Here is a 24,663-nt window from a genome sequence, read left to right as displayed (position 1 = left end):
GCGAACCGTAGCTCGCCGGGCTTATTGATAGCTCACAAAACTTTATATCGCTGAACTAAAAGACGTAGTGAGCGCTCAGCGAGCAAGGCGGAGGAGCAGAGCAATTGAGACATACCATTAGGTAGGCGAAAATTGCGAGCACCGCACAACGCAGCTCCCTGTGCGCTCAGTAGTCAATTACTCCATTGAGACGTTTTCGAAGTGGTGTTTGCCGAGCGGATCGACGACATACCCTTTGACTTCTTTGCGAACAGGTTCGTACACGGTGGAGTGAGCGATGATCAGCGCAGGTGCCTGGTCATGCATCACAACCTGAGCCTGCTGATACAGCGCGGCACGTTTGGCGTGATCAGATTCAGCACGGGCTGGCTGGATCAAATCTTCAAACGGCTTGTAGCACCAGCGGGAGTAGTTGGAACCGTCTTTCGCCGCTGCACAGCTGAACAGGGTAGCGAAGAAGTTATCCGGGTCCCCATTGTCGCCGGTCCAGCCCATCATCACAGACTGGTGCTCACCGTTCTTAGCACGCTTGAGGTATTCGCCCCACTCGTAAGTCACGATGTTGGCTTTCACGCCAATTTTTGCCCAGTCAGCCTGGATCATTTCAGCCATACGGCGTGCGTTCGGGTTGTACGGACGCTGTACCGGCATCGCCCACAGGTCGATAGCGAAACCGTCTGCGTGACCGGCTTCTTTCAGCAGCTCTTTGGCTTTCTCAGGATTGTATTCGTAATCCACAACGTCTTTGTTGTAGCCCCACATGGTTGGTGGGATCAGGTTTTTAGCCGGCTGGCCAGCACCCTGATAAACCGCATCGATGATGGCTTTTTTGTTCACAGCCATGGTCAGTGCCTGACGCACTTTCACTTCATCCAGTGGTTTCTTCTCAACGTTGAAGGACAGATAACCTACGTTCAGGCCAGGCTGTTGCATCAGGTTGATGGATTTATCTTTCTTCATTGCCGCGATGTCAGCCGGGTTCGGGTATGGCATCACCTGGCATTCGTTTTTCTGCAGTTTCGCGTAACGCACGGAAGCGTCAGGCGTGATGGAGAAGACTAAACGGTCGATCTGCGGCTTGGTGCCCCAGTAGCCCGGGAAGGCTTTGTAGAGAATGCGTGAATCTTTCTGGTATTGCAGAAGCTGGAACGGACCGGTACCGATCGGATCCAGGTCGACTTTCTCAGGGGTTTTCGCTTTCAGCATGTTGTCAGCGTATTCCGCAGACAGGATGGAAGCGAAGTCCATCGCGAGGTCAGCCAGGAACGGAGACTCCGGGCGGTTCAGCACGAACTGCACGGTGTTGTCGTCCACTTTCACGATCTTGTTAATCAGATCGCCCATACCCATGCCTTCGAAGTATTCGTAGCTGCCGCCGGAAACGCCGTGGTAAGGGTTATTTTTGTCCAGCTGACGTTCGAAGGAATACACGACGTCGTCCGCGTTGAAATCACGGGTCGGTTTGAATTCCTTGTTGTCCTGCCACTTCACGCCTTTGCGCAGATGGAAAGTGTAGGTTTTGCCATCAGCAGACACGTCCCACTTCTCAGCCAGACCCGGCTGGATTTCAGTGGTCCCGATCTTGAATTCAACCAGACGGTTGTAGATAGGCACGGAGCTTGCGTCATACGTGGTGCCAGAGGTGAACAACTGAGGGTTGAAGCCTTCAGGTGAACCTTCAGAGCAATACACTAACGTTTTTGCCTGGACACTGGCCGCAACGGTCAGCGCAATCAGGCCCATACTGAATTTCAGTAGCCCCGACTTACCTAAAGAGATTGTCATCGCTTCTGCTCCATCGATTAATGGTGATGTGGATGTGTGTGTTGTGTATACAGCTCACGTCACCCTTTATTTTTATTTGCGGGTGACTGTGTTTGCTCGTGTGCTGCAATAAGTCCAACCAGAGCATGGTGAACTGCCATTTTTTTCCTTCGATCTGTAAAGCTGTCTTTACAAAATCTTACCGGAAATAATCACTGGTCTTCCTTGGGGCTATCAATTTGGCAACTCCTTTCCTTGACGTCAATATAACCATCAGGCATTTACACAGACTGTGAGTTACAACAAACAAACATAAAAAAACATTTTGTTAACCAAATCAGGATGAATGTTCAGTTTGCGCAGTGAATAACCAGACAATCCCCTTTGTAAAAGAATATTCCTGGGGGTTTCGCCCATTTTAAATCCCTAAAAATTTCTGGCTAAATGATGAATATATGAACGGTTATTTTTGAGATAGGGGTGGAAACCAGCGGAAAATGCTGACAAGTGTAGCAAACGGCGTCGACTCATCAGCGAAAGCGTTTGCGCTGGCACCCGCAAAATACCCCAAAATAGCGCAATTGCACGCTGGTGGTGCAGGTGATTTAGCGTACTGATGTTGTCTGTTTTTCCGGCATAAGCCGGGTTGCGGGCGGACATGGATTGAAACCAATATGTTAAGCAGTTTTTAAACTCTGGCGCATTTATTGCTTGTTATTACGGGCTTATTACCCGCCAGAGGTTTTCTGATGGAACTGAAGTGGTTTGAAGATTTTCTCAGTGTGTCTCAGTGCTATAGCTTTACGCGAGCCGCCAGTGAAAGAAACATCACCCAGTCCGCGCTGAGCCGACGAATTAAGCAACTGGAAGAATGGCTTGGCGTGCCGCTTTTTGACCGAAAAACCTACCCGATACGCCTGACGCCGGAAGGCCAGGACTTCCTGCATACTGCGGCAGATCTGGTGTTTTCCATGACACAACTGCGCAGCGACCTGCGTGAGCGCCATGCGCAGAAGCACGCCATCGTGCATTTTGCCGCGCTCAATACGCTCTCCCTGACCTTTTTCCCCGACTGGATCAACCAGATCGACCCGTCGCATCAGTACGGCTACATTCGTTTGTGCGATCAGCAGCCGTCATTCAGCGGCAATATTTCCCTGCTGCTGGATGGCGAAACGGATTTTCTGCTGACCTACGCCCATGATTCCGTTCCGCTGATGAAACAGCTCGAACGCTTTCCCTATATCGAACTGGGAAAAGAGAATGCGCTGGCCGTCTGTGCACCAGACGATGACGGCAAGCCCCTGTTCCCGCTAAGCCCCTTTGGCGGCACCCGCGTCCAGCTTCCTTATCTCAGTTACGGCAATCGCTCCTTTTTTGCCCACGCGCTGAGTGCCCTGTTTGCGTCGCGCCCGCTGCCGCTGAAGCCGGTGTATGAAAATCCGATGTGCAGCGGCCTGAAAGCGATGACCATTTCCGGCTGCGGCGTGTCGTGGTTGCCCACCAGCCTGATCTGCGAGGAACTGGCGAACGGCTCGCTTATCCGCGCCGGAGAACGAAGCTGGGATATTCAGGCCAGCATCCGTCTTTACCGGCTGGAAAAATTTCGTACACCACAGGCTGAACGGCTGTGGAATAAAGCCAGCCAGTTGCACCAGACCCGCGCCGTCGCCTGACCGGTTCCGGCGATAAAAATGTTCCCTTTCCACGCCAGGCTCCCGCGTGAGGCTCCCCGCAACCTGTAATTTCTCCTTTCTATTCAGAGAGTCACGCTGACTATTCTGTTTTCGCATATCTCAAAATATCTATGCGGTTTTGGAATGGGTCAGCTGAAAGACTCATTGGATCTTTGCCTTTTCTGCACACATTCTGAACAGGTTCCTCCGACACACTGACCTCATAAAACCGTAGCCACTGGCACAAGGAGTCTCCGTTGAATAACGCATCTGCGCAGAATAAAGAAACCGTCTGGAGCCTGGTCGACGCCAAAAAAGCCCTGTTCACCGCCCTGAGCGATCGCGTCTGGGGTATGCCGGAAATTTGCTATACCGAATACCGTTCCGTTGCCGAACACACGGCGATGCTGAAAGAACAGGGTTTTCGCGTCACTGAAAATGTCGCCGACATTCCGACGGCCGTGATGGGCGAAGCCGGTGAAGGCGGCCCGATCATCGCCATTCTGGGCGAATACGATGCGCTGCCGGGGCTGAGCCAGGTAGCCGGGATTGCCCGCCCTGAACCTTTACCGGGCAACGGTCAGGGGCATGGCTGCGGGCACAATCTGCTGGGTTCTGCCGCCATGCTGGCAGCTACGGCGCTGAAAGACTGGCTGGCACAAACCGGCACGCCGGGGCGCGTGCGCTATTACGGCTGTCCGGCGGAAGAAGGGGGCGCCGCCAAATCCTTTATGGCGCGCGCCGGGGCGTTTGACGGCGTGGACGTCGCCATCACCTGGCACCCGAATGCCTTTACTGAAGTTGCCCGCGCCGAATCGCTGGCCAATACCCGCATGGATTTCGTCTTCCATGGCCGCTCCTCGCACGCCGCCGCCTCGCCGCATCTTGGACGCAGTGCGCTGGACGCCGTTGAACTGATGAACGTCGGCGTTAACTACCTGCGCGAACACGTACCGCAGGATTCCCGCATTCACTATGCGATGCTCGATTCCGGCGGCATCGCGCCGAACGTGGTGCAGGCGCGTGCCGCCGTGCGTTATGCCATCCGTTCACGCGACGTACATGCCATGTTTGAACTCAACGAGCGCGTGAAAAAAGTCGCACAGGGCGCAGCGCTGATGACCGAAACCACCGTCGATATCAGCATCATGAGCGCCGTGGCCAACCTGCTGGGCAACCGCCCGCTGGAAGAAGCCATGCAGCGTAACTTCGAACTGCTCGGTCCGCTGGAATTCGACGCGGCTGACAAAGCCTTTGCCGCTGAAATTCAGGCCACGCTCAGCCCGCAGGATTTGCAAAGCGCCTACCGCCGCATCGGCCTCAAAAAACCGCAGGACGCCTCACCGTTATGTGAATTCATTGTCCCGCTGGAAACCTCCGGCGAACTGATGCTGGGTTCAACGGATGTCGGTGATATCAGCTGGAAAATGCCGACCGTGCAGGCGCATGTCCCGACTTACGCCATAGGGACACCGGGTCACTCGTGGCAGCTCACTGCGCAGGGGAAAATGCCTGCCGCGCATAAAGGGCTGGCTTACGTCGCCAAAATCATGGCCGCCACCGCCATCGACACCCTGACCGACAGCGCACTGATGGCAGCCGCCAAACAGGCGCATCAGGAACTGACCGCTGAAACCCCTTATGTGTGCCCGATCCCGCCGGAAGTCAAACCGCCGGTTCAGCCACGTCCTGAATAAAAGTTTGAAGCACCCTCTCTGATGACAGGGAGTGGGTCTGCTCCTCCCCCTGCGAAGGGGGAGGCCGGGAGGGGGTTTAGCAGGCAACTCCGGTGATGCCATTAATACCCCACCCCAACCCTCCCCTTCGCAGGGGAGGGAGCCGATCGAGTCTTTGCTCCTCCCCCTGCGAAGGGGGAGGCCGGGAGGGGGTTTAGCAGGCAACTCCGGCGACGCCATTAATACCCCACCCCAACCCTCCCCTTCGCAGGGGAGGGAGTTGACCGAATACGCCTTCTCTTTCTGCGAAAGGGGCTGACAGAGATTCACTATTTTACGCTCGTTTTTTTTAATCAAAGGAACCCGATTTATGCTCAACACCAGAACAAAAATCCTCGCCACAATGATTGGTCTCACATGGGGAAGTACGGCTGCACAGGCCGCGACGCCTGCGGATTCGCTGGTGATGGCATGGAATATTGACGCAATCAGCACCTTTGACCCGGCGCAGATTGGCGAAGTGGTCACTAATGAAATCATCAAAAACACCTGCGACACGCTGGTGGATTTCGATCCGAAAGACGAATCCCGCGTTATTCCGCGCCTGGCAAAAAGCTGGGATATCTCGCCTGATCGCAAACAAATCACCTTCCATCTCAATACCGGCATGACGTTCCCGTCCGGCAATAAAGCCACAGCGAAAGACGTCGCCTGGTCGTTGCAGCGCGTGGTGCTGCTCGGTTTCGGCAATTCCGCCACCCTGACTGAATATGGCTTTACCAAAGATAACGTCAAAGAACGCATTACCGCGCCCGACGACAACACGCTGGTGATGAAATTCGACCAGCCGTACCCGACCAATCTGGTCTTACAGGCTATCGCCGCCAATAACGTGTCGACCACGCTGGATCAGGCGCTGGTGGAGAAAAATGCCGTTGGCGACGACATGGGCAACAAATACCTGACCACGCACACCGCCTGCGTCGGTGCCTATCAGCTGATGCGCTGGAATGCCGGTGAAGGCGTGGTGTTGCAGGCGAATAAAGATTACTGGGGCGAGAAACCGAAACTGCAACGCATCCTGATCCGCCACGTTGCGGAAACCGGCACGCAGCGCCTGTTGCTGACACAGGGGGATGTGGATATCGCCCGTGACCTGGCGCCGGACGATTTACGTGATCTGGACAAAGGCGGTCAGGTGAAGGTGGAGAAAGTCCTCAAGCCGCAATTGTTCTTCTGGACCTTTAACAGCGAAGACCCGATTTTCAAAAACCCGAAAGTGCGCCTCGCGATGCGTTATCTGATTGATTATCAGGGGCTGGCTTCCACCGTGATGCCGTATCTCGGTGTGCCGCGCGCCAGTTTCGCCCAGCTCGGCGCCTTTGGTGCGCTGGATAAAGATGCCGGACAGCCGTTCAAACTGGATCTGGCGAAAGCCAAACAGTTGCTGACCGAAGCCGGTTATCCCGACGGTTTCTCCGCCAAACTGATCATCGGCACCCTGCCGCACTCGGCGCCTATCGCCCAGAGCACGCAGGAAAATGCCTCGAAAATCGGCGTAAAACTCTCCATCGAAAGCATGGCCAATGCCCAGTTATTCAGCCGCGTGCGCGGGCGTGAATTCCAGAGCGCCATGATGGCATGGCAGACCTCGGTGCCGGATGCGCACGGTAACGCCTCGCGTCTGGTCTACAACCCGGACAACAGCAAAGAAGCCAAGAAAACCCAGTATCCGAGCTGGCGTGCTTCGTATTTCGATCCGGCGATGAATAAAAAAGTCACCGAAGCGCTGCTCGAACCCGATGAGCAAAAACGTATTGCCCTCTATCACACCTTGCAGGAAGAGCAGATGCAGCAAGGCCCGATGGCGATCATGTTCCAGATGTACAACACCGCCGGGCTGACCAGACAGGTCAAAGACTGGACGTGGAACGGCTTCCGCGTTTATTACGCACTGGCATCCAAATAAGCCTTCCATAAAAAACCAAGGAGCGCCCGATGTCGCACCTCGATTCGACCACAGCAGGCATAGCGCATGCTGAACCTCTCTGGCTGCGGCTGCGCGAAAGCGCCGCCCGGCTGAGTAAATTGCTGGTTTCCGTGTTCTGCACGTTACTGGGGCTGGCGGCGCTGACCTTTTTTATCGGGCGCTTGCTGCCGATTGACCCTGTGGTATCAGTGCTCGGCGATAACGCCAGTCAGGAAGCCTATCAGAAGATGTATCACCTGCTCGGGCTGGACAAACCGCTGTGGGAACAGTTTCTGATCTACCTGAAAAACGTCGCGATGCTGGATTTCGGTAACGCACTGACCACCGGCAATCCGGTCACCACCGACATTGCCCGCGTGTTTCCGGCCACGCTGGAACTGGCGACGCTGGCGGCACTGATCGCCACCTGTCTGGGCATTCCGGCAGGCGTGTTATCGGCAATGTACCGCAATACCTGGTTTGATCACTGCATCCGCTTTATCGGCCTGCTCGGCCATTCTGCGCCGAATTTCTGGCTGGGTCTGATGGGGCTGGTATTGTTTTACGCCGGACTCGGCTGGATCGGCGGGCCGGGGCGTATCGACTTTATGTATGAATTCGACGTGCAGAAAGTCACCGGATTTTATCTCATCGACACCGCACTGACCGGAAACTGGGAGGCGTTTCGCAACGTTTTCAGCCACCTGATTTTACCGGCATCGATTCTTGGCCTCAGCGGGCTGTCGTACATCAGCCGCATGACCCGCAGCTTTATGATTGAACAACTCGGACAGGAATATGTGATCACCGCCCGGGTGAAAGGGTTGTCATGGGCACGCAGTGTGTGGATCCACGCCTTTCGTAATGTGGCGGTGCAGGTGGTGACGGTCGTCGCGCTGTCTTACGCCTTTTTACTCGAAGGCGCGGTGCTGACCGAAACGGTATTCGCCTGGCCGGGTTTTGGCCGCTATCTCACCAACGCCATGCTGGCGGGCGACATGAACGCCGTGGTGGGTTGCTCGTTACTGATCGGCGTGATTTTTGTGGCGCTGAACCTTATCTGCGACCTGCTTTACCGCATCTTTGATCCGCGAACCCGTCAGGAGCAATCATGACCGACTCCGCTAAACCTCATCTCACTGCGCGCCCGGCGTTTTCCCTGCGGGCATGGCTCGACGCGCCGGTTCCGGCCACACCGTGGCAGGCGCGTGTGCAGCAAAGCCTGAATCAGTGGCGGCGCTTTCGCCGGAATACGTCGGCGCTGTTCGGGCTGATCGTCATCCTGTTTATCGTCACAGTGGCGATTTTCGCGCCGTGGCTGGCGACACACGATATTTACGCGCAAAACCTGCACCTGCGGCTGGCACCGCCGGACCGGGAATACTGGCTGGGGACCGACGAACTCGGACGCGATATTTACAGCCGCCTGATTTATGGCGCGCGTATCACGCTCTACATCACCGGCCTGACGGCGCTGATTGTCGGTCCGCTCGGATTACTGGTCGGCACGCTGGCGGGCACCGTTGGCGGCTGGACGGACACCATTCTGATGCGCATCGTCGATATCTTTCTGGCGTTCCCGAGCCTGATTCTGGCGCTGGGTTTTGTCGCCGCACTCGGCCCGGGTATCGAGAATGCGATTATCGCGATTTCACTTTCTGCCTGGCCGCCGATTGCCCGTCTGGCACGCGCCGAAGCCTTGTCTATCCGCAAAATGGATTACGTCGCCGCCGTGCGTTTGCAGGGTGCATCGCAGATGCGCATCATCCTGCGCCACATCATTCCGATGTGTCTGCCTTCGGTGGTGGTGCGCCTGACGCTGAATATGGCGGGGATTATCCTGACCGCCTCCGGCCTCGGATTTCTCGGCCTCGGGGCACAGGCACCCAGTCCGGAATGGGGCGCGATGCTCTCTTCCGGCCGCCAGTTCATGATGACTCACTGGACGATTGCCGCCATTCCCGGCCTGTCGATTCTTTTCACCAGCCTGGCGTTCAACCTGTTCGGTGACGGCCTGCGCGACGTACTGGATCTGCGCCATGACTGAAACATTGCTTGATGTGCAAAACCTGAACATTACGTTCAAAGGCCACCGGCAGGAAAACCACGCGGTGCGCGGTATCTCCTTCTCAGTTGGCCGTGAAAAAGTGGCGATTGTCGGCGAATCCGGTTCCGGTAAATCGCTCACCGGCCGTTCACTGCTGAAACTGACGCCGCAGGGTGCCAGCGTCAGCGCCGACCGCATGCAGTTTGGCGATATCGACCTGCTCAGTACCGGCGAGCGCCAGATGCGCAAAATCCGCGGCAAACGGATTTCCATGATTATGCAGGACCCGAAATTCTCGCTGAATCCGCTGATGCACGTCGGTCATCAGATTAATGAGGCATACCGCATTCACTTTCATGTCAGTGAAAAAGAAGCCCGCGTGAAAGCACTGGCGATGCTGGAAGCGGTGAATATCCGCGATCCGGAACGGGTGTTTGACCTGTATCCGCACGAGATTTCCGGCGGCATGGGGCAGCGCATCATGATCGCCATGATGCTGATCCCTGAACCCGATTTGATTATCGCCGACGAACCCACGTCGGCGCTGGACGTCACGGTGCGTCAGCAGGTGCTGAGCGTACTGGACGCGTTGCTGGCACGGCGCAAAACCGGCCTGCTGTTTATTACTCACGATCTCGGGCTGGTGTCGAGTTTCTGCGACCGCGCACTGGTGATGTACGCCGGACGTATTCTCGAAGAAATTTCGGCAGATCAGCTGCATAACGCCAGACATCCTTACACCCGCGCCCTGCTCGCCAGTCAGCCGGATTTACAGCATCCGGTGGACATGCTCGCTATTCCGGCACGCGACCCGGCGTGGCTGACCGGCCCGGTATACCGCTACGGAGAAGCCTGCTGATGACCACTTTCATGAATCCCACGCCGCCGCTGACCGCTGACCGGATGCTCGAAACCGTCGATCTGAGCATCGCTTTCGGCAAAGGCACTCACAGCAAAACCGTGGTCGATAGCGTCACAATGCACATCGCCAGAGGCGAAAGTTACGGGCTGATTGGCGAGTCCGGCTGCGGAAAATCGACCATTCTGCGCACGCTGACCGGCCAGAACACCCGTTACAGCGGCGCGATTTTGTATCAGAACCGCGAACAACATCCGGTGCGCAATAAAGACTATTACCGGCAGGTACAAATGGTGTTTCAGGATCCGTATGCCTCGCTGCATCCGCGCAAAATGGTCTACCACACGCTGCTGGAACCGCTGGTGATCCACGGCATGGACCGGCGGGAGGCACGCATCAGCGACGTGCTGAATGCGCTTGGCCTGAGCGATGCCTTTCGTTACCGCTATCCGCATCAGCTTTCGGGCGGTCAGCGCCAGCGTGTGGCACTGGCACGGGCGCTGATCATTGAACCGCAGGTGCTGCTGCTCGACGAACCTACGTCCGCACTGGATGTGTCAGTGCAGGCGGAAATCCTCAATCTGCTGAAAAAACTGCGCCGCGAACGCAACCTGACCTATCTGATGGTGACGCATGATCTGGCGGTGGTCGCGCACCTGTGCGACCGCGTCGCCATCATGCATCAGGGAAAACTGCTGGAAGAACTGACCGCCGCCGAAATCCGCAGCGGCGCGGCCCGCGAGCCGTATACCCAACAATTTCTTGCTGCCAGCCGCCACTGAAGCCGTTGAAGGAAACATCATGAATGTGATTGAAGCCATTGCCCGCTGGTGTTGCAGCCAGCCTGATTTCAGCACCACCGCGCGCCGCAAAGCCCGGGAAGCGATCACCGATACGCTGGCCTGCCTGTACGCCGGACAGGATGATTTCTCCAGTCGTGCCGTGCGTGCCGCCAGCGAAAGCTATTTTACCCCGCAAGCCCGTTGCCGTTTAGCCGGTGGCGGACGCGCACCTGCGGCCATCGCCGCGATGGTCAACGGCACGGCCGCGCACGCCATCGATTATGACGACAACTTCGCGCCGGGCATGAGCCATGCGTCTGCGGTGCTGGTTCCGGCGCTGCTGGCGGTCGCTGATGATATCCATGCCAGTGGCGAACAACTGGTGAAAGCCTATCTGATCGGTTTGCAGGCGCAGGCGTTTGTCGGTTCCGGCGTCGCACCATCACATTACACCGCCGGCTGGCACGGCACCTCGACCGTCGGCTGCATCGGCAGCGCGGCAGGTGTCGCCTGGCTGATGGGATTAGATCAGGCAGGTATCGCCAGAGCGTTAAGCAATGCCGTCAGTTTTGCCTCCGGCACCAAAGGTCAGTTCGGCACGCCGATCAAACCGCTGCACGCAGGATGGGCTGCCCGTAATGCAGTTGACGCGGCGAATTTTGCCCGGCAACACATGCAGGGACGCATTGATATTCTGGACGCGCCGCAGGGCTTTCTGGAAATGTTTGGCGGCCTGACGCCGCCGGGCTGGAATATTCCGGCTATTTTGGGCACCCATTTTCACGTCATAGAAACCACCGGCGTGATGCCCAAACGTCACCCGTGCTGCGGCTCGACGCACATGATTATCGACGCCCTGGACGACCTGCGTGCGCAGCATGATTTCAGTGATGATGACGTGCTGACCGTTGATACGCTGGTTGGCATCGCCAATCTGCGCAATCTGGCGTATCCGCTGCCGGTCAATGAAATGCAGGCGCGCTTTTCGATGCAATACTGCGTCGATACCTGGCTGCGCAACGGCTCGCTGAGCGTCGCTGATTTCACGCCAGCGCGGGTCGCAGAACTCACTGAACCGGCTCGTCTGGCGCGCATATCCCTGCGCTGCTATACGCCGGAACAGGAAGCAGAAACACCGCCGGGCGATCGCCTGACACATGAAGTAACGCTTACCCTGCGCGATGGCCGCACGTTACAGGCAGGCCGCAAACTGGCGAAAGGCAGCAACAGCGAGCCGTTCAGTGACGCCGACAGACTGCGAAAATTCACTGATTGTTGCACCACGATGAGCAACGCCAGCGACCTTTTTCGTCAGCTCAACCGGCTTGAGGAGCAGGAGGATTTAGGTTTTTTAGCCCCGTTGTTGGGTGAATCTTTGCGGGACGGTGCGCAGGGTTGATTGCAGGAAAAACGGCGTGCCGGACATTTTTACGTGATGCCTCGCAGGAATGAAAATCCCGCGAAAATGCCCCTTTCTTACGTATGTGACAACGTCTATTCTCGCGGCTCAGGGAACTCAAGAAAGGCGATCTCAGTTACCTGAGGGTGCATAAATTTCCGCTGGAAAAGCAGCAGGCTTTGCTGGGTTATTGCTGGCGTGAAGAGAAAATTGAACTGTATCTTCTGAGCCTGGATTCGCATGAGAATTTCTATCAGGATCATAAAAATCACCGCAAAGGCGATTTGAAGATGATGAAGTAAAAAGCAATGCATTTGCATTGGCAATGCAAATGCATTACGCTGACAAAATTGCTCAAATAAGCATCATTATGGAGTCTCATTATGTCAGCCTCGGCACTATGGGGAATAAAATTCGAAGCCGAATCCAAAGTCACCCGCCGCTTCCAGACCACCATTCCGGCCACTATCCGTAAGGCATTAAATCTCACCGAAAATGATCGGATCCAGTACAAGATTTTGCCAGACGGGCAGGTGGTTATTTCGAGGCAACTCGAAGAAGCGGAAGACCCTGTTATCAGTGCTTTTCTCGGTTTTGTGGCAAAAGATATGCTCAATAACCCGGAAAATATGCAGCCGGTAACATTATCCCTGCATGAAAAAATCAATGTACTGACCGCCGGGATGGCTATCGATCTTGAGAGCCCGCTTTCTGACGATGACGAGTAAAGGATTATGCACAATCAGGCCATGGAGATTAACGGATGGACCCTTCTCGCTCATCCTCTGATCCTGCAACAAATACAGGCACTCACTGATCAGGTTGTTTTACTGCGCCGCAAAGATCCGGCAGGCTATAAAAGTAAGAACGCCACCAAACGGCTGGCTGCGATCAATAAGCTGATGTTTGACGTTATCCCGCAGGATCCGGCGCGTGTTGAATTCCGTCAGGGCGATACGTTAGGCGGGGAATTCTCACACTGGTTCAGGGCAAAATTCTTCCAGCAGTACCGTTTGTTTTTCCGCTACAATCTGAAAAGCCGGATCATTATTTACGCCTGGGTGAATGATGATAAAGAATTACGCGCCTACGAAAGCAAAACAGACGCATACCGGATGTTTCGCAAGATGTTGAAAAGCGGTGAACCGCCAGACAACTGGCAGGCACTTTGCGAGGCGTCAGGGAAGGTAGCGGCGGAAGAATTACCTTAGTCTCCCTCATACACGCCACAAAGCAAAAAGCCCGCAACCAGAAGGCCGCGGGCTTTTTACAGACGAAAAAAAACCTGCTTTAAAAAGCAGGTTTTTCAAATATGGTCGGCGAGAGAGGATTCGAACCTCCGACCCACTGGTCCCAAACCAGTTGCGCTACCAAGCTGCGCTACTCGCCGAATGGGGCGCATCTTACTGCGACCCCCTCAGAGCGTCAACGGCTTTTTATAACATCCGAACTGACTGCCCATAAATTATCCGATACGCCGCCAAAATAACCTACAGCTTCTGTTCTGTCTGCGGTTTTGCACACCAGTTATTCGCCGGATTAATACCACCGTCCGGCGACGTATAACCCAGACAGCCTAAAATCGAATCGAATAACTCAACGTGACGTTTCTTCGCACCGACCCGCTGCTGCGCCTGCAACTGCTCAAACGCCAGCTTGTGATCCGGTTGTTCGAGGAAACTGTCAGAAGCCCACACCATCATCGGCACGCGGAACTGCTCCGGTGGTGCCATCTCGCGCGGCGTACCGTGCAGATGCGAGTTCTCATCGATAGATTCGCCGTGATCGGAAGCGTAAAACACCAGCGCTTTCTTATCACGCAGTTGATCAATTACGCTGTCAATAAAAGTATCGGTGTACAACACGCTGTTATCGAAGGCATTAATCAGTTCCGCTTTGGTGCAGGTGTTGCTCTTACATTCCGGGGTATAGCGGGCATAACTGCGCGGATAACGCTGGGAATACAGATAGTGCGAGCCTTTGGTATGCAGGATCACCAGATGCTTGCCTTTCGGATGTGTTTTCAGTGATTGCTCTAACTCATTGACCAGCAACATGTCATCGACCGGCTTGCCATCGTTGCGTTTTTCCGAGGCGATAATTTCACGGAAGGAGAAATTATTGGTGTCAGCATTATTGTAGAACCACAGCTCGCTTTGCATCGCGAACAGCTCTGAGGTGAAGCCCAGTGATTTCATCACCGCAAAAATATTCTGTTCTTTCAGCGTACGCTGCGGATTATCCGCCGTGCCGCCTTCACGCACGAACATACAACGCAGTGACAACTTGGTGGCCGTATCGCAGGATGTCCCGCGAAACGCCACCAGGTTCTTCTCTTTGGACAGGCGCGGTGTGGTATCCCGCTCGTAGCCCAAAATCCCCATATGATCCCAGCGGGTGGTTTCACCGATGATAAACACCACGTAGGTATCGTCGATGTCAGCAGGTGCAACGTAAGTGAAGTTCTTCGCCGGATCAAAGTAATTACCGGCATCCTGACTTTCATCCACCTGCGTATAGGCATACAAACCCAGTGCAGCCAGCCAGTTAGACGGCAGATAGGAGTGCGCGACAACACCGCCGTAGCTTGGCAAATCGACGTTAGTTTTCTTCTCATTCACACTCTGCGCGTGATCCAGGGAACGCAGCGGCAACCACACCAGCAATGCCGCCGCCAGCAGCACCGCTAAAGGCAGCACACGCTGCCCCGGCGTTTTCATTTGTTCGATCAACGTCAGACGCAGATTATTTTTCCAGATGAGGAACAGCGGTACCGCGCTGACCAGCGCCATCCAGATAAACAGGTGATAACCAACGATCTCTTTGCTCAGATCGATATCGGTGGTCATCACCGACACCACGATGCCGTAGCCGATCACCACGTTGAACATCACCATGTAATAACTGGCGGCAACGGAAATCAGCACCAGCAAACTGGCGATAATGCGGAAGAACAGCCGCCCGCCCAGCGAGAGCAAGCGCAGAACAAAGAAGGTAAATAAGACGATGGCACAGACTTCGGTGACGGCCTGAACCAGTTCAGCCGACGTGAAATGATTGACCAATGCAGCAAAGCGGCGCTGGAACACAGAGACATTCAGAAAAATGCCAATGTAAATCGCTAACAATAAAGAGATATTTTGCTGCGATAGAGTCTTCACTCTATTCATGAAAAGTGACTTTCCTAACGTATTTTGAAAGATTTGGAATCATTGTGACATGTTTATGGCGGACTGGTTCACAGATTATGCTGAGAATGCGGTTTTATGCAGCTTTCTGGATTATTCCGCATGCGCAGCGACGTCGTATTTTCTTTCCGAATATTTTCTGTTGGTCTGTGGATACGCGCTGGCAATGCAAAAAGGAGGCCGAAGCCTCCTGAGATTTTTTGCTTTTATACATCACAACATTCCCCTGGTGAAGGCGTTGTGTATCAGAACATTATTTAACGTTCAGCGTGACGTCGATATTGCCACGGGTCGCGTTGGAGTACGGGCAAACCTGATGCGCTTTTGCCACCAGCGCTTCGGCTTCGCTGCGTTCAAAGCCCGGCAGGGTAATATCCAGCTGTACTTCGATGCCATAGCCGCCCGGGATAGCACCAATGCCTACCGCACCTTCGATTTTAGCGTCAGCAGGGATCTTAATTTTTTCCTGCGCGGCCACGGCTTTCAGTGCGCCGAGGAAACACGCGGAATAACCGGCGGCAAACAGTTGCTCAGGGTTGGTACCGCCACCCATACCGCCCATCTCTTTTGGTACGCCCAGTTTGACGTCAAGAACGCCGTCATCGGAAGTCGCACGGCCATCACGGCCACCGGTAGCGGATGCATGAGCACGATACACAACTTTTTCAATAGACATATTTCGTTCCTTATCTGTGATAAATACTTATTAGTTTCAAACGATTTAATCGCACACTACTTAATTAACTTTACCTAACGACCCGCAGAAGCACCTTCGGACTCGTCTGGTTAACACTCTTAAGACAATCAGCGCTACGCTTTATCCTGAAGTTTAGCCCGTAATACTTCGAGCTGCTGTTTCAGCGCCACGAGTTCGCCGATATCACATTCCGTCGCACACACAATGGCTTCGGGAATGTCCTGTGCTTTTTCACGTAGTGCCTTACCCGCATCAGTCAGGGAAATAATCACCTGGCGTTCATCTGCTTTGGCGCGCTGACGCACCAGTAAACCTGCCGCTTCAAGACGCTTTAACAGCGGCGTTAAGGTCGCCGAATCCAGAAACAGTTTTTCGCCGATTTCAGACACCGTGACTTCATCACGTTGCCACAGCACCAGCATCACCAGATATTGCGGATAAGTGAGCCCGAGTTCCCCGAGTAACTTACGGTAAACTTTATGCAGTGCCAGATTCGCAGAGTAAAGCGCGAAACACATCTGTTGATCCAGATGCAGCATGCGGTGTTGTGTTGGGTCGCTGTCTGTTTTCATGTTCATGCCGCCAATATATATAGTGCGCGATATTATCGCAAGCTATTTCCGTGAAAAAAATCAGCAGAAATCAGAAACCTTCAATTCGCTGCAACATATACGGATAAAACGGATTGGATGAAACCCGCATCAGTTGATCCATGCTCACCACCAGCGCGCCATTTTCTCCACGGGCAGCCAGTGTTCCCAGCCGGATGCCAAACTGCGCCGGACCTTGCGGATTGCGCCCGTACAGCGAATCGTCCGTCGGAAAAGGCAGCGAAACATGCGACAGCGAATAGAATTCCGACGGATAATTCAGGCCGAGTGGCGTAACTGACGTGCTGTTTTGCCCCGCCGCAGTGGTTTTCGCGACAGCGGCGGCATCGTCCGGCGAGGCATTGGTGATAACCGTCGTCTGATAAGCGCGCGGGGGCTCAGGCAACAGGCGCTCTGCTGCTGTTTCAGAGGAAGGACGCAGCAGCGGGCCGACATAGGCACTGCGGTTGATATCAAACAGAACCAGCTGGCTGCCATTGGCGGGAAGCTGATTAAACAACGCCGTCACCACGGCACGGGAACTGACGGTGGAGTCAACAACCGACTGAAACGCCAGCAGCGGTGGCAACTGCGCCAGCTTGCCGGATTGCGCATCCTTGCTGATCTGCTGCTGCAAAACATGGGTGAGCAGATAGGACTGACGGGCGGCTTTCACCGGAAAAGAATTGTATTTAAACGGATTAAATTCCGGCATCAGGTTCAGCCAGGCGGTTTTGGCAAAGGCCGGGAAAATTGCCGGCCAGCCCGCATATCCGGCAAAGCGCGCAAAACTGGTCACGCCAATCATCGGGGAAATCAGCACCACACGCGAAGGCTTCGCCAGCGCAGGGTCATCAAGGGAATCCAGCGTGTATTTCATCGCCAGCGCCCCGCCGTTGGAGAAACCCACCAGTTGCAGCGGTACATCTGTCCCGGCTGCGCGACGCGCCTCACGTACCGCCAGCCGCGTTGCCGCCAGCCACTGTTCCCAGTCCACCCGCGTCAGGCCGCCGGGCACGGTGCCATGACCGGGCAGGCGGATACCGACAACCACAAATCCGCGGCGACGATAATCCTGCGCAATATGCCGCAGGCTGTAAGGGGAATCGGTCAGACCGTGTAACAGCACCACTGCACCGGCTGGCTTACCGTCGGGCATCAGCTCATAAGAGCGGTTCCAGTCCTGTGCAAAATGCTCGGGATAAATCGGGCTCCGATCGTAATAGCGGTTAAGCGGAATACGATCTTCTCTGTCGAGTTTGTCCGTCACCTGCTGCTTCACTTCAACAAACGCCTGCTGCTCCGCGCGCAGATACGCCGGCCAGTCGCTCTTATCCAGTTGCTCCGTACTCAGTTCGTCCGGCACCAGTTTGTGCCACGGTTCAAGCGGCGGCCCTTGTAAGGCGTCATAAGTACGCACAGCCAAAAGCGTGATAATCACCAGAACCAGCGCCAGTAACAGCTTTTTCAGGCGTTCAGAGAGATGACGAAGTTGCATTAAATAGGGGTTTCCTCTGGCCAATGCTGAGCGCTATGCACCAGCCTGATGATTTGAATTTCGGTGTCAGTCACGCGATATACCATCCTGAAATGCTTACGGATAATACATTCTCTGGTTCCGGTAACGCGTCCTGCTGCATACATGTCGGGACTTAGTAAAATGCGCTCTGCTGCGGCATCAAAATCATCATCCAGCTCAATAGCGGCATGAGGATTCTCACCCGCGACATAACTGAATATATGCTCGCGATCATCCTGCGCGTGTGGTTTCCATACCAGCATTTTGGTCATTCGTTACTTTTCCTGTTCCTTAAGTAACGCGGCTTTCCGGGCTGCAAACTCAGCCTTCACTTGTTCGTGAGGAATGACGGGGCGCGGATCATCCAGTGATTCCTGAACCCGTTTCCTGAACCACAGATCATAGGTGGCTTCATCCATCGCGGCAGCTTCATGCGCCCTTTTTAGCGCTGCCGACCGGTCGGGGCGAGTTCCTTTACCGCTCCCTACAGGATCATAGTCGGTAATATCCACTTCGAACTGGTTTATGCCCATGTCTTTTAAATAAGCCGCCAGCGTGTCGAAACGCTTGAAAACCCGCACTTTACCGCTACGTTGTGCGATAAGGGTCCGCTGATGTTCGCCGTATCTGATCATTATTATCCATCCTCCCTGTTGTGCGACCACGCTGAGCTGGCTGACCGCGCCAGCTTCTGCCAGACAAATTAATGTTGAATGGTCGATAGTTTCTTTAGACATATCCCTGCCAGCCTTTCTGCAAATAATAATAAATCATCGGTTCATACAACTATATACCGATATCTCTACTGAGCCAGATTTATCTTTTTGATGCGAGCCATCGCGCAAATTTTCGCCCCATTTTTGTTCAGTTGCATTCCGTCCGTGGTGCAACAAATATACAGACCGGTCATACAACAAAACATAAACCCAACAATATCAATAGATAATGATGTGGCACAGGCTTTGCTTAGATGAATTCAATCTTGTATACCAGATGGGATTCACAATATGGCTTCAGCTTCAGAAACAGTCGCATCACCTTTTCGCGGTTTTACCTTGCGGGAATGGCAGCAGCATTACCGCAGTGCGCCCGACAGCCTGCGCACTACGCTTTCCCTGGTGTTGGGGAGCCTGAGTGACACAGACAATGCCTGGATTTATCTCGCCACGGCAGAACAGCTTGAAGCACAAATCACCCGTCTTGAAACCCTGCGCGATCAGGCTGAAGGCTCCCTGAGCGCCCTGCCGCTGTTTGGCGTGCCGTTCGCCGTCAAAGACAATATGGATATCGCTGGCTGGCCGACCACGGCGGCCTGCCCTGCGTTTGCTTATACCGCAGAAGCGGATGCCACCGTCATCGCCAATCTGAAAGCCAAAGGCGCGGTGGTGATTGGCAAAACTAATCTCGATCAGTTCGCCACCGGCCTGGTCGGCACCCGCTCGCCGTACGGCGCGGTGCGCAATACGTTCAATCCTGATTACGTCAGTGGCGGCTCAAGCTCGGGTTCGGCTTCCGTTCTGGCCCGCGGTCTGGTGGCGTTTTCGCTGGGCACCGACACCGCCGGTTCCGGTCGCGTTCCGGCGGGCTTTAACAATGTTGTCGGGCTGAAACCGACCAAAGGCTGGCTGTCGAATACCGGTGTGGTTCCGGCCTGTCGCCTCAACGATGCCGTCTCGATTTTCGCCCTGACCGTCGCCGATGCCCAAACCGTGGCCCATGCCGCAGGCGGATATGACGCCGCCGATGCCTATTCGCGTAAAAATCCGCATACCGCGCCGGTGGCTTTTTCCGCACAGCCGCGCATCGCCATGCCTGACCGTCTGGAATTTTTTGGGGACGATCTGGCACAGGCCGCTTTCAGTGAGGCGCTGGATCGCCTGCGCCACCATGGTGCCACGCTGGAAACGATTGATTTCACGCCGTTCCGCGAACTGGCTGAGCAGTTGTATTACGGCGCTTGGGTGGCAGAACGCACCGTGGCGGTCGGCGAAATTTTTGAAGAAAGCCCGGAAGCAATGGATCCGGTCGTACGCGGGATTGTCGCCAATGGCCTGAACTACACCGCCTGCGATGCCTGGCGCGCTGAATACTTACGGGCGGAGCTGGCACGCAAAATTAATCTGGCACTGGAAGGGTTTGACGCGCTGGTAGTGCCGACGTCGCCGACCATCCGCACCCAGGAAGAGCTGGTTCGGGAACCGGTGCTCTACAACTCGCAGTTCGGTATTTACACCAACTTCACTAATCTGGCGGATTTGTCGGCGCTGGCGCTGCCTTGCAGCCTGCGCGCCGACGGCCTGCCCGCCGGGATCACGCTGATCGCTCCGGCCTGGCATGACGACGCACTGGCCAGTTTTGGGCGTCAGTGGCAGCGCAGCCTGAGCCTGCCGCTTGGCGCGACCGGGCTTACGATGAAACCTGAAGAATTCATGACATCCGCGCCGGTCAGTGCCGCCAGCGTGCGCGTTGCCGTGGTCGGCGCTCATCTGACCGGCATGCCGCTGAATTTCCAGCTCACCAGCCGCCACGCGGTACGCGTCGAACAAACCACCACTGCTGCCACCTACAAACTCTTCGCCCTCGCCAACACTAAACCGCCGAAGCCGGGGCTGGTGCGGGCTGAGAGCGGCAGCGCAATTATCGTCGAATTGTGGGATATCCCGCTGGCGCGCTTTGGGGAATTCGTCGCTGAAATCCCGGCACCGCTGGGGATCGGTTCTCTCGAACTGGCCGATGGCCGCATCGTGAAAGGCTTTATCTGCGAGCCATGGGCGACTGGCGGAGCCACGGATATCACCGCGTTTGGCGGCTGGAGAAGTTACATCCAGAGTCTGAATTCATCACCGGTAAAAAGCTGAGGAACGCACATGTTTACCACCGTTTTAATTGCTAACCGTGGCGAAATCGCCTGCCGTGCGATCCGCACGCTGAAACGTCTGGGCGTCACCAGCGTCGCGGTATATTCCGACGCTGACCGCAATGCCCCGCACGTCACACAGGCGGATATCGCCATCGCGCTGGGCGGCGAAAAGGCCAGCGAAAGCTACCTGATGATCGACAAAATTCTGGCCGCCGCAAAAGAAACCGGCGCGCAGGCAATTTATCCGGGGTACGGCTTTTTATCCGAAAGCACAGAGTTCGCCGATGCCTGCGAAGCAGCGGGCATTGCGTTTATCGGCCCGACCGCCGGACAAATCCGCGAGTTTGGCCTCAAGCACCGCGCCCGCGAATTAGCCGGTGCCGCGAATGTGCCGATGACGCCGGGCACCGGTTTGCTCGACAGCATTGATGACGCGGTGAAAGCTGCCGCCGAAATTGGTTATCCCATCATGCTGAAAAGCACCGCAGGCGGCGGGGGCATTGGTCTGACGCGCTGTGATAACGAAGAGGCATTGCGTGCCGCATGGGATAGCGTGAAACGTCTCGGCGAGCAGTTTTTCCGTGATGCCGGTGTGTTTCTGGAACGCTTTGTCGATCGCGCCCGCCACGTTGAAGTGCAGATTTTCGGCGACGGTAAAGGCCGCGTGGTGGCCCTCGGCGAGCGTGACTGTTCGTTGCAACGCCGCAATCAGAAAGTGGTGGAAGAAACCCCTGCGCCGGATCTGCCGCAGGCCAGCCGCGAAGCATTGCATCGCGCCGCCGTGCAGCTCGGCAAATCGGTGAACTACCGCAGCGCCGGTACGGTTGAATTTATCTATGACGCCGCGCGCGACGAATTTTATTTTCTCGAAGTAAACACCCGTTTGCAGGTTGAGCATCCGGTCACCGAAATGGTCACCGGTCTGGACTTGATCGAATGCATGCTGAACGTCGCCGCCGGTGAATCGCCGGACTGGCCAGCAATGGAAAAAGCCCCGCAGGGCGCATCGATGGAAGTGCGTATTTACGCAGAAGATCCGCTGAAGAATTTCCAGCCAAGCCCCGGCGTGCTGACCGAAGTGTTTTTCCCCGAAGACGTCCGCGTCGATGGCTGGGTGTCTACCGGCAGTGAAGTGTCGGCGTTTTACGACCCGATGATCGCCAAGCTGATTGTGCATGGCACCGACCGGCAGGACGCACTGGCGAAAATGTCCGTCGCGCTGGCCGCCACCCGCCTGCACGGTATCGCTACCAACATTGATTATCTGCGTCAGGTCGTCGCCACGCCGGTGTTCCGCGACGCCAAAATGTGGACGCGCATGCTCGACAGTTTTGACTACTCGCCCAACGCCATCGAAGTGATCGCGCCCGGCACTTACAGCAGTGTGCAGGATTATCCGGGACGTCTCGGTTACTGGGATATCGGCGTGCCGCCGTCCGGCCCGATGGACGATTTTGCCTTCCGTCTCGCCAACCGCATTGTCGGCAATCATCCGGATGCCGCCGGTCTGGAATTCACGTTGCAGGGACCCACACTGCGTTTCCATTGCGACGCCGTTATCGCACTGACCGGCGCACGCTGCCCGGCAACGCTTGATGACGAAGCTGTTTCTTACTGGCAGCCGGTGGATGTGAAAGCCGGTCAGACACTGACACTTGGCCGCGCCACACAGGGTTGCCGCACCTATCTCGCCGTGCGTAACGGTTTCGACGTGCCGGTGTATCTCGGCAGCCGGTCGACCTTTGCACTCGGGCAGTTTGGCGGGCACGCCGGTCGCACGTTACGCGTCGCCGATATGCTGACTGTTTCACAGCCGGAACTCGCGGCCTGCACCACGCCCGCGCCGGTCGGTTTACCGCAGGCAGCCGAAAATATCGTGCCGCCTTACGGCGACATCTGGAATATCGGCGTGCTTTACGGGCCGCACGGTGCGCCGGATTTCTTCACCAAAGACGCCATCGATACGTTCTTCGCCGCAGAATGGCAGGTGCACTACAACTCCAACCGTCTCGGCGTGCGGCTGGTCGGTCCGAAACCGCAATGGGCGCGGCAGGACGGCGGCGAAGCCGGTCTGCATCCGTCGAATGTGCATGACTGCGAATACGCCATCGGCGCGATTAATTTCACCGGCGATTTCCCGGTGATTCTGACCCGCGACGGGCCAAGCCTCGGCGGTTTCGTCTGCCCGGTAACCATCGCCAAAGCCGAACTGTGGAAAGTCGGACAGGTGAAACCGGGCGATAAAATCCGTTTCCATCCGATCAGTTTTGAACAGGCGCAGGCGCTGGAACGGGCGCAACAAGGCACGCTCGATTCGCTGATGCCAGTCAACGCGATGGCGCTGCCGGTGCCATCCCTGCTGCCGGACACCACCGCATCCGCCACCATTCTTGCGGCATTACCGGCCACGGCAGAACGCCCTTCGGTGGAATACCGTCAGGCGGGCGACGGCTACGTGCTGATTGAGTACGGCGACAACGTGCTGGATCTGGCGTTACGCATGCGCATTTATCTGCTGATGAATGCCATCAAAGCCGCCGGTCAGCAGGGCATTGAGGAACTGTCACCGGGCGTGCGTTCGCTGCAAATCCGCTACGACAGCCGCGTGCTGCATCAGACGGCGCTGCTGCAACATTTACTGACGCTGGAAAACAGCCTGGCCGATATCAGCCAGCTCAAAATCCCGACCCGTATCGTGCACATGCCGATGGCGTTTGAAGATTCCGCCACGCTCGGCGCGGTCGAACGCTATCAGCAAACCGTGCGCGCAGAAGCACCGTGGCTGCCGAATAACGTCGATTTCATCCAGCGCACCAACGGGCTGGCGAGCCGTGAAGACGTGAAAAACATCATTTTCGACGCCAGCTATCTGATCCTCGGGCTGGGGGATGTGTATCTCGGCGCACCGTGCGCGGTGCCGGTCGATCCGCGCCATCGCCTGCTGAGCTCCAAATACAACCCGGCGCGCACGTTTACCGCCGAAGGCACGGTCGGTATCGGCGGCATGTACATGTGCATTTATGGCATGGATTCGCCGGGCGGCTATCAGCTGGTCGGGCGCACGCTGCCGATCTGGAACAAGTTCCTGAAAAACGAGCAGTTCAAAAACGGCGAGCCGTGGCTGCTGCACTTCTTCGATCAGGTGCGGTTCTATGAAGTCACCGAAGCCGAGCTGGACATTCAGCGCGAAGCCTTCCGCGAAGGACGGGCGCAAATCCGCATCGAAGAGACGGAATTTGATTTTGCGCACTATACGCAATTTCTCGCCGACAACGCCGCCGACATTGCTGATTTCCGCACCCGGCAAACCGACGCTTTTACCCGCGAAGTGGCGCACTGGCATGAGGCTGAAAGCGCCGCGGTGGAAGCAGCAGCCAATGCCGTGCAGTTAGAGGAAGACGACGCGGATCAGGACGGCCATTTAGTCAGCGCTGACCTTAACGGCAACGTCTGGAAAATCCTGGTACAGCCGGGCCAGCAGGTCGAAGAAGGCCAGCCGCTGATCGTCGTCGAAGCCATGAAAATGGAACTGTCGGTGAACGCGCCGTGCGCCGGTACCGTCCTGAAAATCAGTTGCCAGCAAGGCCGTCCGGTCGGGCCAGGTGATGCGTTGTTGTGGCTGGACACAGCCGTTTAA

19 protein-coding genes, 1 tRNA gene and 1 pseudogene are annotated in these 24,663 nt (G+C 55.9%); 13 read left to right on the top strand and 8 right to left on the bottom strand.

Annotated features, from left to right (window positions below):
• Positions 1-177: 177 nt before the first annotated feature.
• A complete protein-coding gene (gene dppA, locus ABIC79_RS16795; protein ID WP_037033811.1) occupies positions 178-1,785 on the bottom strand; it encodes a dipeptide ABC transporter periplasmic-binding protein DppA in 1,608 nt (535 codons plus the stop codon).
• A 728-nt stretch (positions 1,786-2,513) separates the two neighbouring features.
• Here dppA and ABIC79_RS16790 point away from each other — a divergent pair.
• The 11 genes and pseudogenes from ABIC79_RS16790 (at position 2,514) to ABIC79_RS16740 (ending at position 13,383) form a co-directional block, all read left to right on the top strand.
• On the top strand, positions 2,514-3,440 hold the full coding sequence (locus ABIC79_RS16790; protein WP_013573443.1) for a LysR family transcriptional regulator: 927 nt from the start codon (positions 2,514-2,516) through the stop codon (positions 3,438-3,440).
• Positions 3,441-3,697: 257 nt separating this feature from the next.
• A complete protein-coding gene (locus tag ABIC79_RS16785; RefSeq protein WP_037033813.1) occupies positions 3,698-5,137 on the top strand; it encodes a M20 family metallopeptidase in 1,440 nt (479 codons plus the stop codon).
• Positions 5,138-5,486: 349 nt separating this feature from the next.
• Complete coding sequence (locus ABIC79_RS16780; protein ID WP_153376176.1) at positions 5,487-7,085, top strand: ABC transporter substrate-binding protein; 1,599 nt, start codon at positions 5,487-5,489, stop codon at positions 7,083-7,085.
• A 29-nt stretch (positions 7,086-7,114) separates the two neighbouring features.
• Entirely contained in the window at positions 7,115-8,200 is a 1,086-nt protein-coding gene (locus ABIC79_RS16775; protein WP_119261074.1) for an ABC transporter permease, read from the top strand.
• Positions 8,197-9,132 (top strand): ABC transporter permease, encoded by a 936-nt coding sequence (locus ABIC79_RS16770; RefSeq protein WP_119261073.1) that lies wholly within the window; start codon positions 8,197-8,199, stop codon positions 9,130-9,132. The genes ABIC79_RS16775 and ABIC79_RS16770 overlap by 4 nt, the downstream gene beginning before the upstream one ends.
• Positions 9,125-9,991 carry an ABC transporter ATP-binding protein gene (locus tag ABIC79_RS16765; RefSeq protein ID WP_354567876.1) on the top strand — a complete coding sequence of 289 codons (867 nt, stop codon included), beginning with the start codon at positions 9,125-9,127 and terminating at the stop codon, positions 9,989-9,991. The genes ABIC79_RS16770 and ABIC79_RS16765 overlap by 8 nt, the downstream gene beginning before the upstream one ends.
• On the top strand, positions 9,991-10,773 hold the full coding sequence (locus ABIC79_RS16760; protein ID WP_014411455.1) for an ABC transporter ATP-binding protein: 783 nt from the start codon (positions 9,991-9,993) through the stop codon (positions 10,771-10,773). Before ABIC79_RS16765 ends, ABIC79_RS16760 begins: the two co-directional genes overlap by 1 nt.
• Before the next feature lie 19 nt (positions 10,774-10,792).
• Positions 10,793-12,172, top strand: a complete 1,380-nt coding sequence (locus ABIC79_RS16755; RefSeq protein ID WP_013573436.1) for an MmgE/PrpD family protein — start codon at positions 10,793-10,795, stop codon at positions 12,170-12,172.
• Between the two features lie 125 nt (positions 12,173-12,297).
• Positions 12,298-12,474 (top strand): annotated as a pseudogene (locus tag ABIC79_RS16750) (type II toxin-antitoxin system RelE/ParE family toxin); the annotation flags it as partial.
• Positions 12,475-12,555: 81 nt separating this feature from the next.
• The gene (locus tag ABIC79_RS16745; RefSeq protein ID WP_013573435.1) at positions 12,556-12,900 is read left to right on the top strand and encodes a type II toxin-antitoxin system PrlF family antitoxin; all 345 of its coding nucleotides are present in this window, start codon (positions 12,556-12,558) and stop codon (positions 12,898-12,900) included.
• Positions 12,901-12,906: 6 nt separating this feature from the next.
• Positions 12,907-13,383 carry a type II toxin-antitoxin system YhaV family toxin gene (locus tag ABIC79_RS16740; protein ID WP_014411451.1) on the top strand — a complete coding sequence of 159 codons (477 nt, stop codon included), beginning with the start codon at positions 12,907-12,909 and terminating at the stop codon, positions 13,381-13,383.
• A gap of 102 nt (positions 13,384-13,485) precedes the next feature.
• On the opposite strand, the gene ABIC79_RS16735 is transcribed toward ABIC79_RS16740, so the two are convergent.
• From ABIC79_RS16735 to relB, 7 genes are all read right to left on the bottom strand, one after another.
• Positions 13,486-13,562: transfer RNA gene (locus tag ABIC79_RS16735), tRNA-Pro, on the bottom strand.
• Between the two features lie 100 nt (positions 13,563-13,662).
• Positions 13,663-15,342, bottom strand: a complete 1,680-nt coding sequence (gene eptB, locus ABIC79_RS16730; RefSeq protein WP_013573433.1) for a kdo(2)-lipid A phosphoethanolamine 7''-transferase — start codon at positions 15,340-15,342, stop codon at positions 13,663-13,665.
• 271 nt (positions 15,343-15,613) lie between these two features.
• Complete coding sequence (locus ABIC79_RS16725; protein WP_013573432.1) at positions 15,614-16,036, bottom strand: organic hydroperoxide resistance protein; 423 nt, start codon at positions 16,034-16,036, stop codon at positions 15,614-15,616.
• A gap of 134 nt (positions 16,037-16,170) precedes the next feature.
• A complete protein-coding gene (locus tag ABIC79_RS16720) occupies positions 16,171-16,629 on the bottom strand; it encodes a MarR family winged helix-turn-helix transcriptional regulator (protein ID WP_013573431.1) in 459 nt (152 codons plus the stop codon).
• Between the two features lie 70 nt (positions 16,630-16,699).
• Positions 16,700-18,145: an alpha/beta hydrolase gene (locus tag ABIC79_RS16715; RefSeq protein WP_119261072.1), complete on the bottom strand. Its 1,446-nt coding sequence runs from the start codon at positions 18,143-18,145 to the stop codon at positions 16,700-16,702.
• On the bottom strand, positions 18,145-18,438 hold the full coding sequence (locus ABIC79_RS16710) for a type II toxin-antitoxin system RelE/ParE family toxin (RefSeq protein WP_013573429.1): 294 nt from the start codon (positions 18,436-18,438) through the stop codon (positions 18,145-18,147). Before ABIC79_RS16710 ends, ABIC79_RS16715 begins: the two co-directional genes overlap by 1 nt.
• A 3-nt stretch (positions 18,439-18,441) precedes the next feature.
• On the bottom strand, positions 18,442-18,903 hold the full coding sequence (gene relB, locus ABIC79_RS16705) for a type II toxin-antitoxin system RelB family antitoxin (RefSeq protein ID WP_119261071.1): 462 nt from the start codon (positions 18,901-18,903) through the stop codon (positions 18,442-18,444).
• A gap of 270 nt (positions 18,904-19,173) precedes the next feature.
• On the opposite strand from relB, the gene atzF reads away from it, so the two are divergent.
• Both atzF and uca read left to right on the top strand, forming a co-directional pair.
• On the top strand, positions 19,174-21,024 hold the full coding sequence (gene atzF, locus ABIC79_RS16700) for an allophanate hydrolase (RefSeq protein WP_119261070.1): 1,851 nt from the start codon (positions 19,174-19,176) through the stop codon (positions 21,022-21,024).
• A gap of 9 nt (positions 21,025-21,033) precedes the next feature.
• Positions 21,034-24,663 (top strand): urea carboxylase, encoded by a 3,630-nt coding sequence (uca, locus tag ABIC79_RS16695; protein WP_119261069.1) that lies wholly within the window; start codon positions 21,034-21,036, stop codon positions 24,661-24,663.

Origin of the sequence: Rahnella sp. 2050, assembly GCF_040544515.1 — a bacterium.
In the GTDB taxonomy this organism is placed as follows: Bacteria; Pseudomonadota; Gammaproteobacteria; order Enterobacterales; family Enterobacteriaceae; genus Rahnella; species Rahnella aceris.
Note: the sequence above shows the minus strand (reverse complement) of the source record. Positions and strands in the feature narration are given on the sequence as shown.

Excerpts from the sequence above, each read along its gene's own strand:
- dppA (WP_037033811.1), bottom strand. The coding sequence starts at position 1,785 with ATGACAATCTCTTTAGGTAAGTCGGGGCTACTGAAATTCAGTATGGGC.
- ABIC79_RS16790 (WP_013573443.1), top strand. The coding sequence starts at position 2,514 with ATGGAACTGAAGTGGTTTGAAGATTTTCTCAGTGTGTCTCAGTGCTAT.
- ABIC79_RS16780 (WP_153376176.1), top strand. The coding sequence starts at position 5,487 with ATGCTCAACACCAGAACAAAAATCCTCGCCACAATGATTGGTCTCACA.
- ABIC79_RS16775 (WP_119261074.1), top strand. The coding sequence starts at position 7,115 with ATGTCGCACCTCGATTCGACCACAGCAGGCATAGCGCATGCTGAACCT.
- ABIC79_RS16770 (WP_119261073.1), top strand. The coding sequence starts at position 8,197 with ATGACCGACTCCGCTAAACCTCATCTCACTGCGCGCCCGGCGTTTTCC.
- ABIC79_RS16765 (WP_354567876.1), top strand. The coding sequence starts at position 9,125 with ATGACTGAAACATTGCTTGATGTGCAAAACCTGAACATTACGTTCAAA.
- ABIC79_RS16760 (WP_014411455.1), top strand. The coding sequence starts at position 9,991 with ATGACCACTTTCATGAATCCCACGCCGCCGCTGACCGCTGACCGGATG.
- ABIC79_RS16755 (WP_013573436.1), top strand. The coding sequence starts at position 10,793 with ATGAATGTGATTGAAGCCATTGCCCGCTGGTGTTGCAGCCAGCCTGAT.
- ABIC79_RS16745 (WP_013573435.1), top strand. The coding sequence starts at position 12,556 with ATGTCAGCCTCGGCACTATGGGGAATAAAATTCGAAGCCGAATCCAAA.
- ABIC79_RS16740 (WP_014411451.1), top strand. The coding sequence starts at position 12,907 with ATGCACAATCAGGCCATGGAGATTAACGGATGGACCCTTCTCGCTCAT.
- eptB (WP_013573433.1), bottom strand. The coding sequence starts at position 15,342 with ATGAATAGAGTGAAGACTCTATCGCAGCAAAATATCTCTTTATTGTTA.
- ABIC79_RS16725 (WP_013573432.1), bottom strand. The coding sequence starts at position 16,036 with ATGTCTATTGAAAAAGTTGTGTATCGTGCTCATGCATCCGCTACCGGT.
- ABIC79_RS16720 (WP_013573431.1), bottom strand. The coding sequence starts at position 16,629 with ATGAAAACAGACAGCGACCCAACACAACACCGCATGCTGCATCTGGAT.
- ABIC79_RS16715 (WP_119261072.1), bottom strand. The coding sequence starts at position 18,145 with ATGCAACTTCGTCATCTCTCTGAACGCCTGAAAAAGCTGTTACTGGCG.
- ABIC79_RS16710 (WP_013573429.1), bottom strand. The coding sequence starts at position 18,438 with ATGACCAAAATGCTGGTATGGAAACCACACGCGCAGGATGATCGCGAG.
- relB (WP_119261071.1), bottom strand. The coding sequence starts at position 18,903 with ATGTCTAAAGAAACTATCGACCATTCAACATTAATTTGTCTGGCAGAA.
- atzF (WP_119261070.1), top strand. The coding sequence starts at position 19,174 with ATGGCTTCAGCTTCAGAAACAGTCGCATCACCTTTTCGCGGTTTTACC.
- uca (WP_119261069.1), top strand. The coding sequence starts at position 21,034 with ATGTTTACCACCGTTTTAATTGCTAACCGTGGCGAAATCGCCTGCCGT.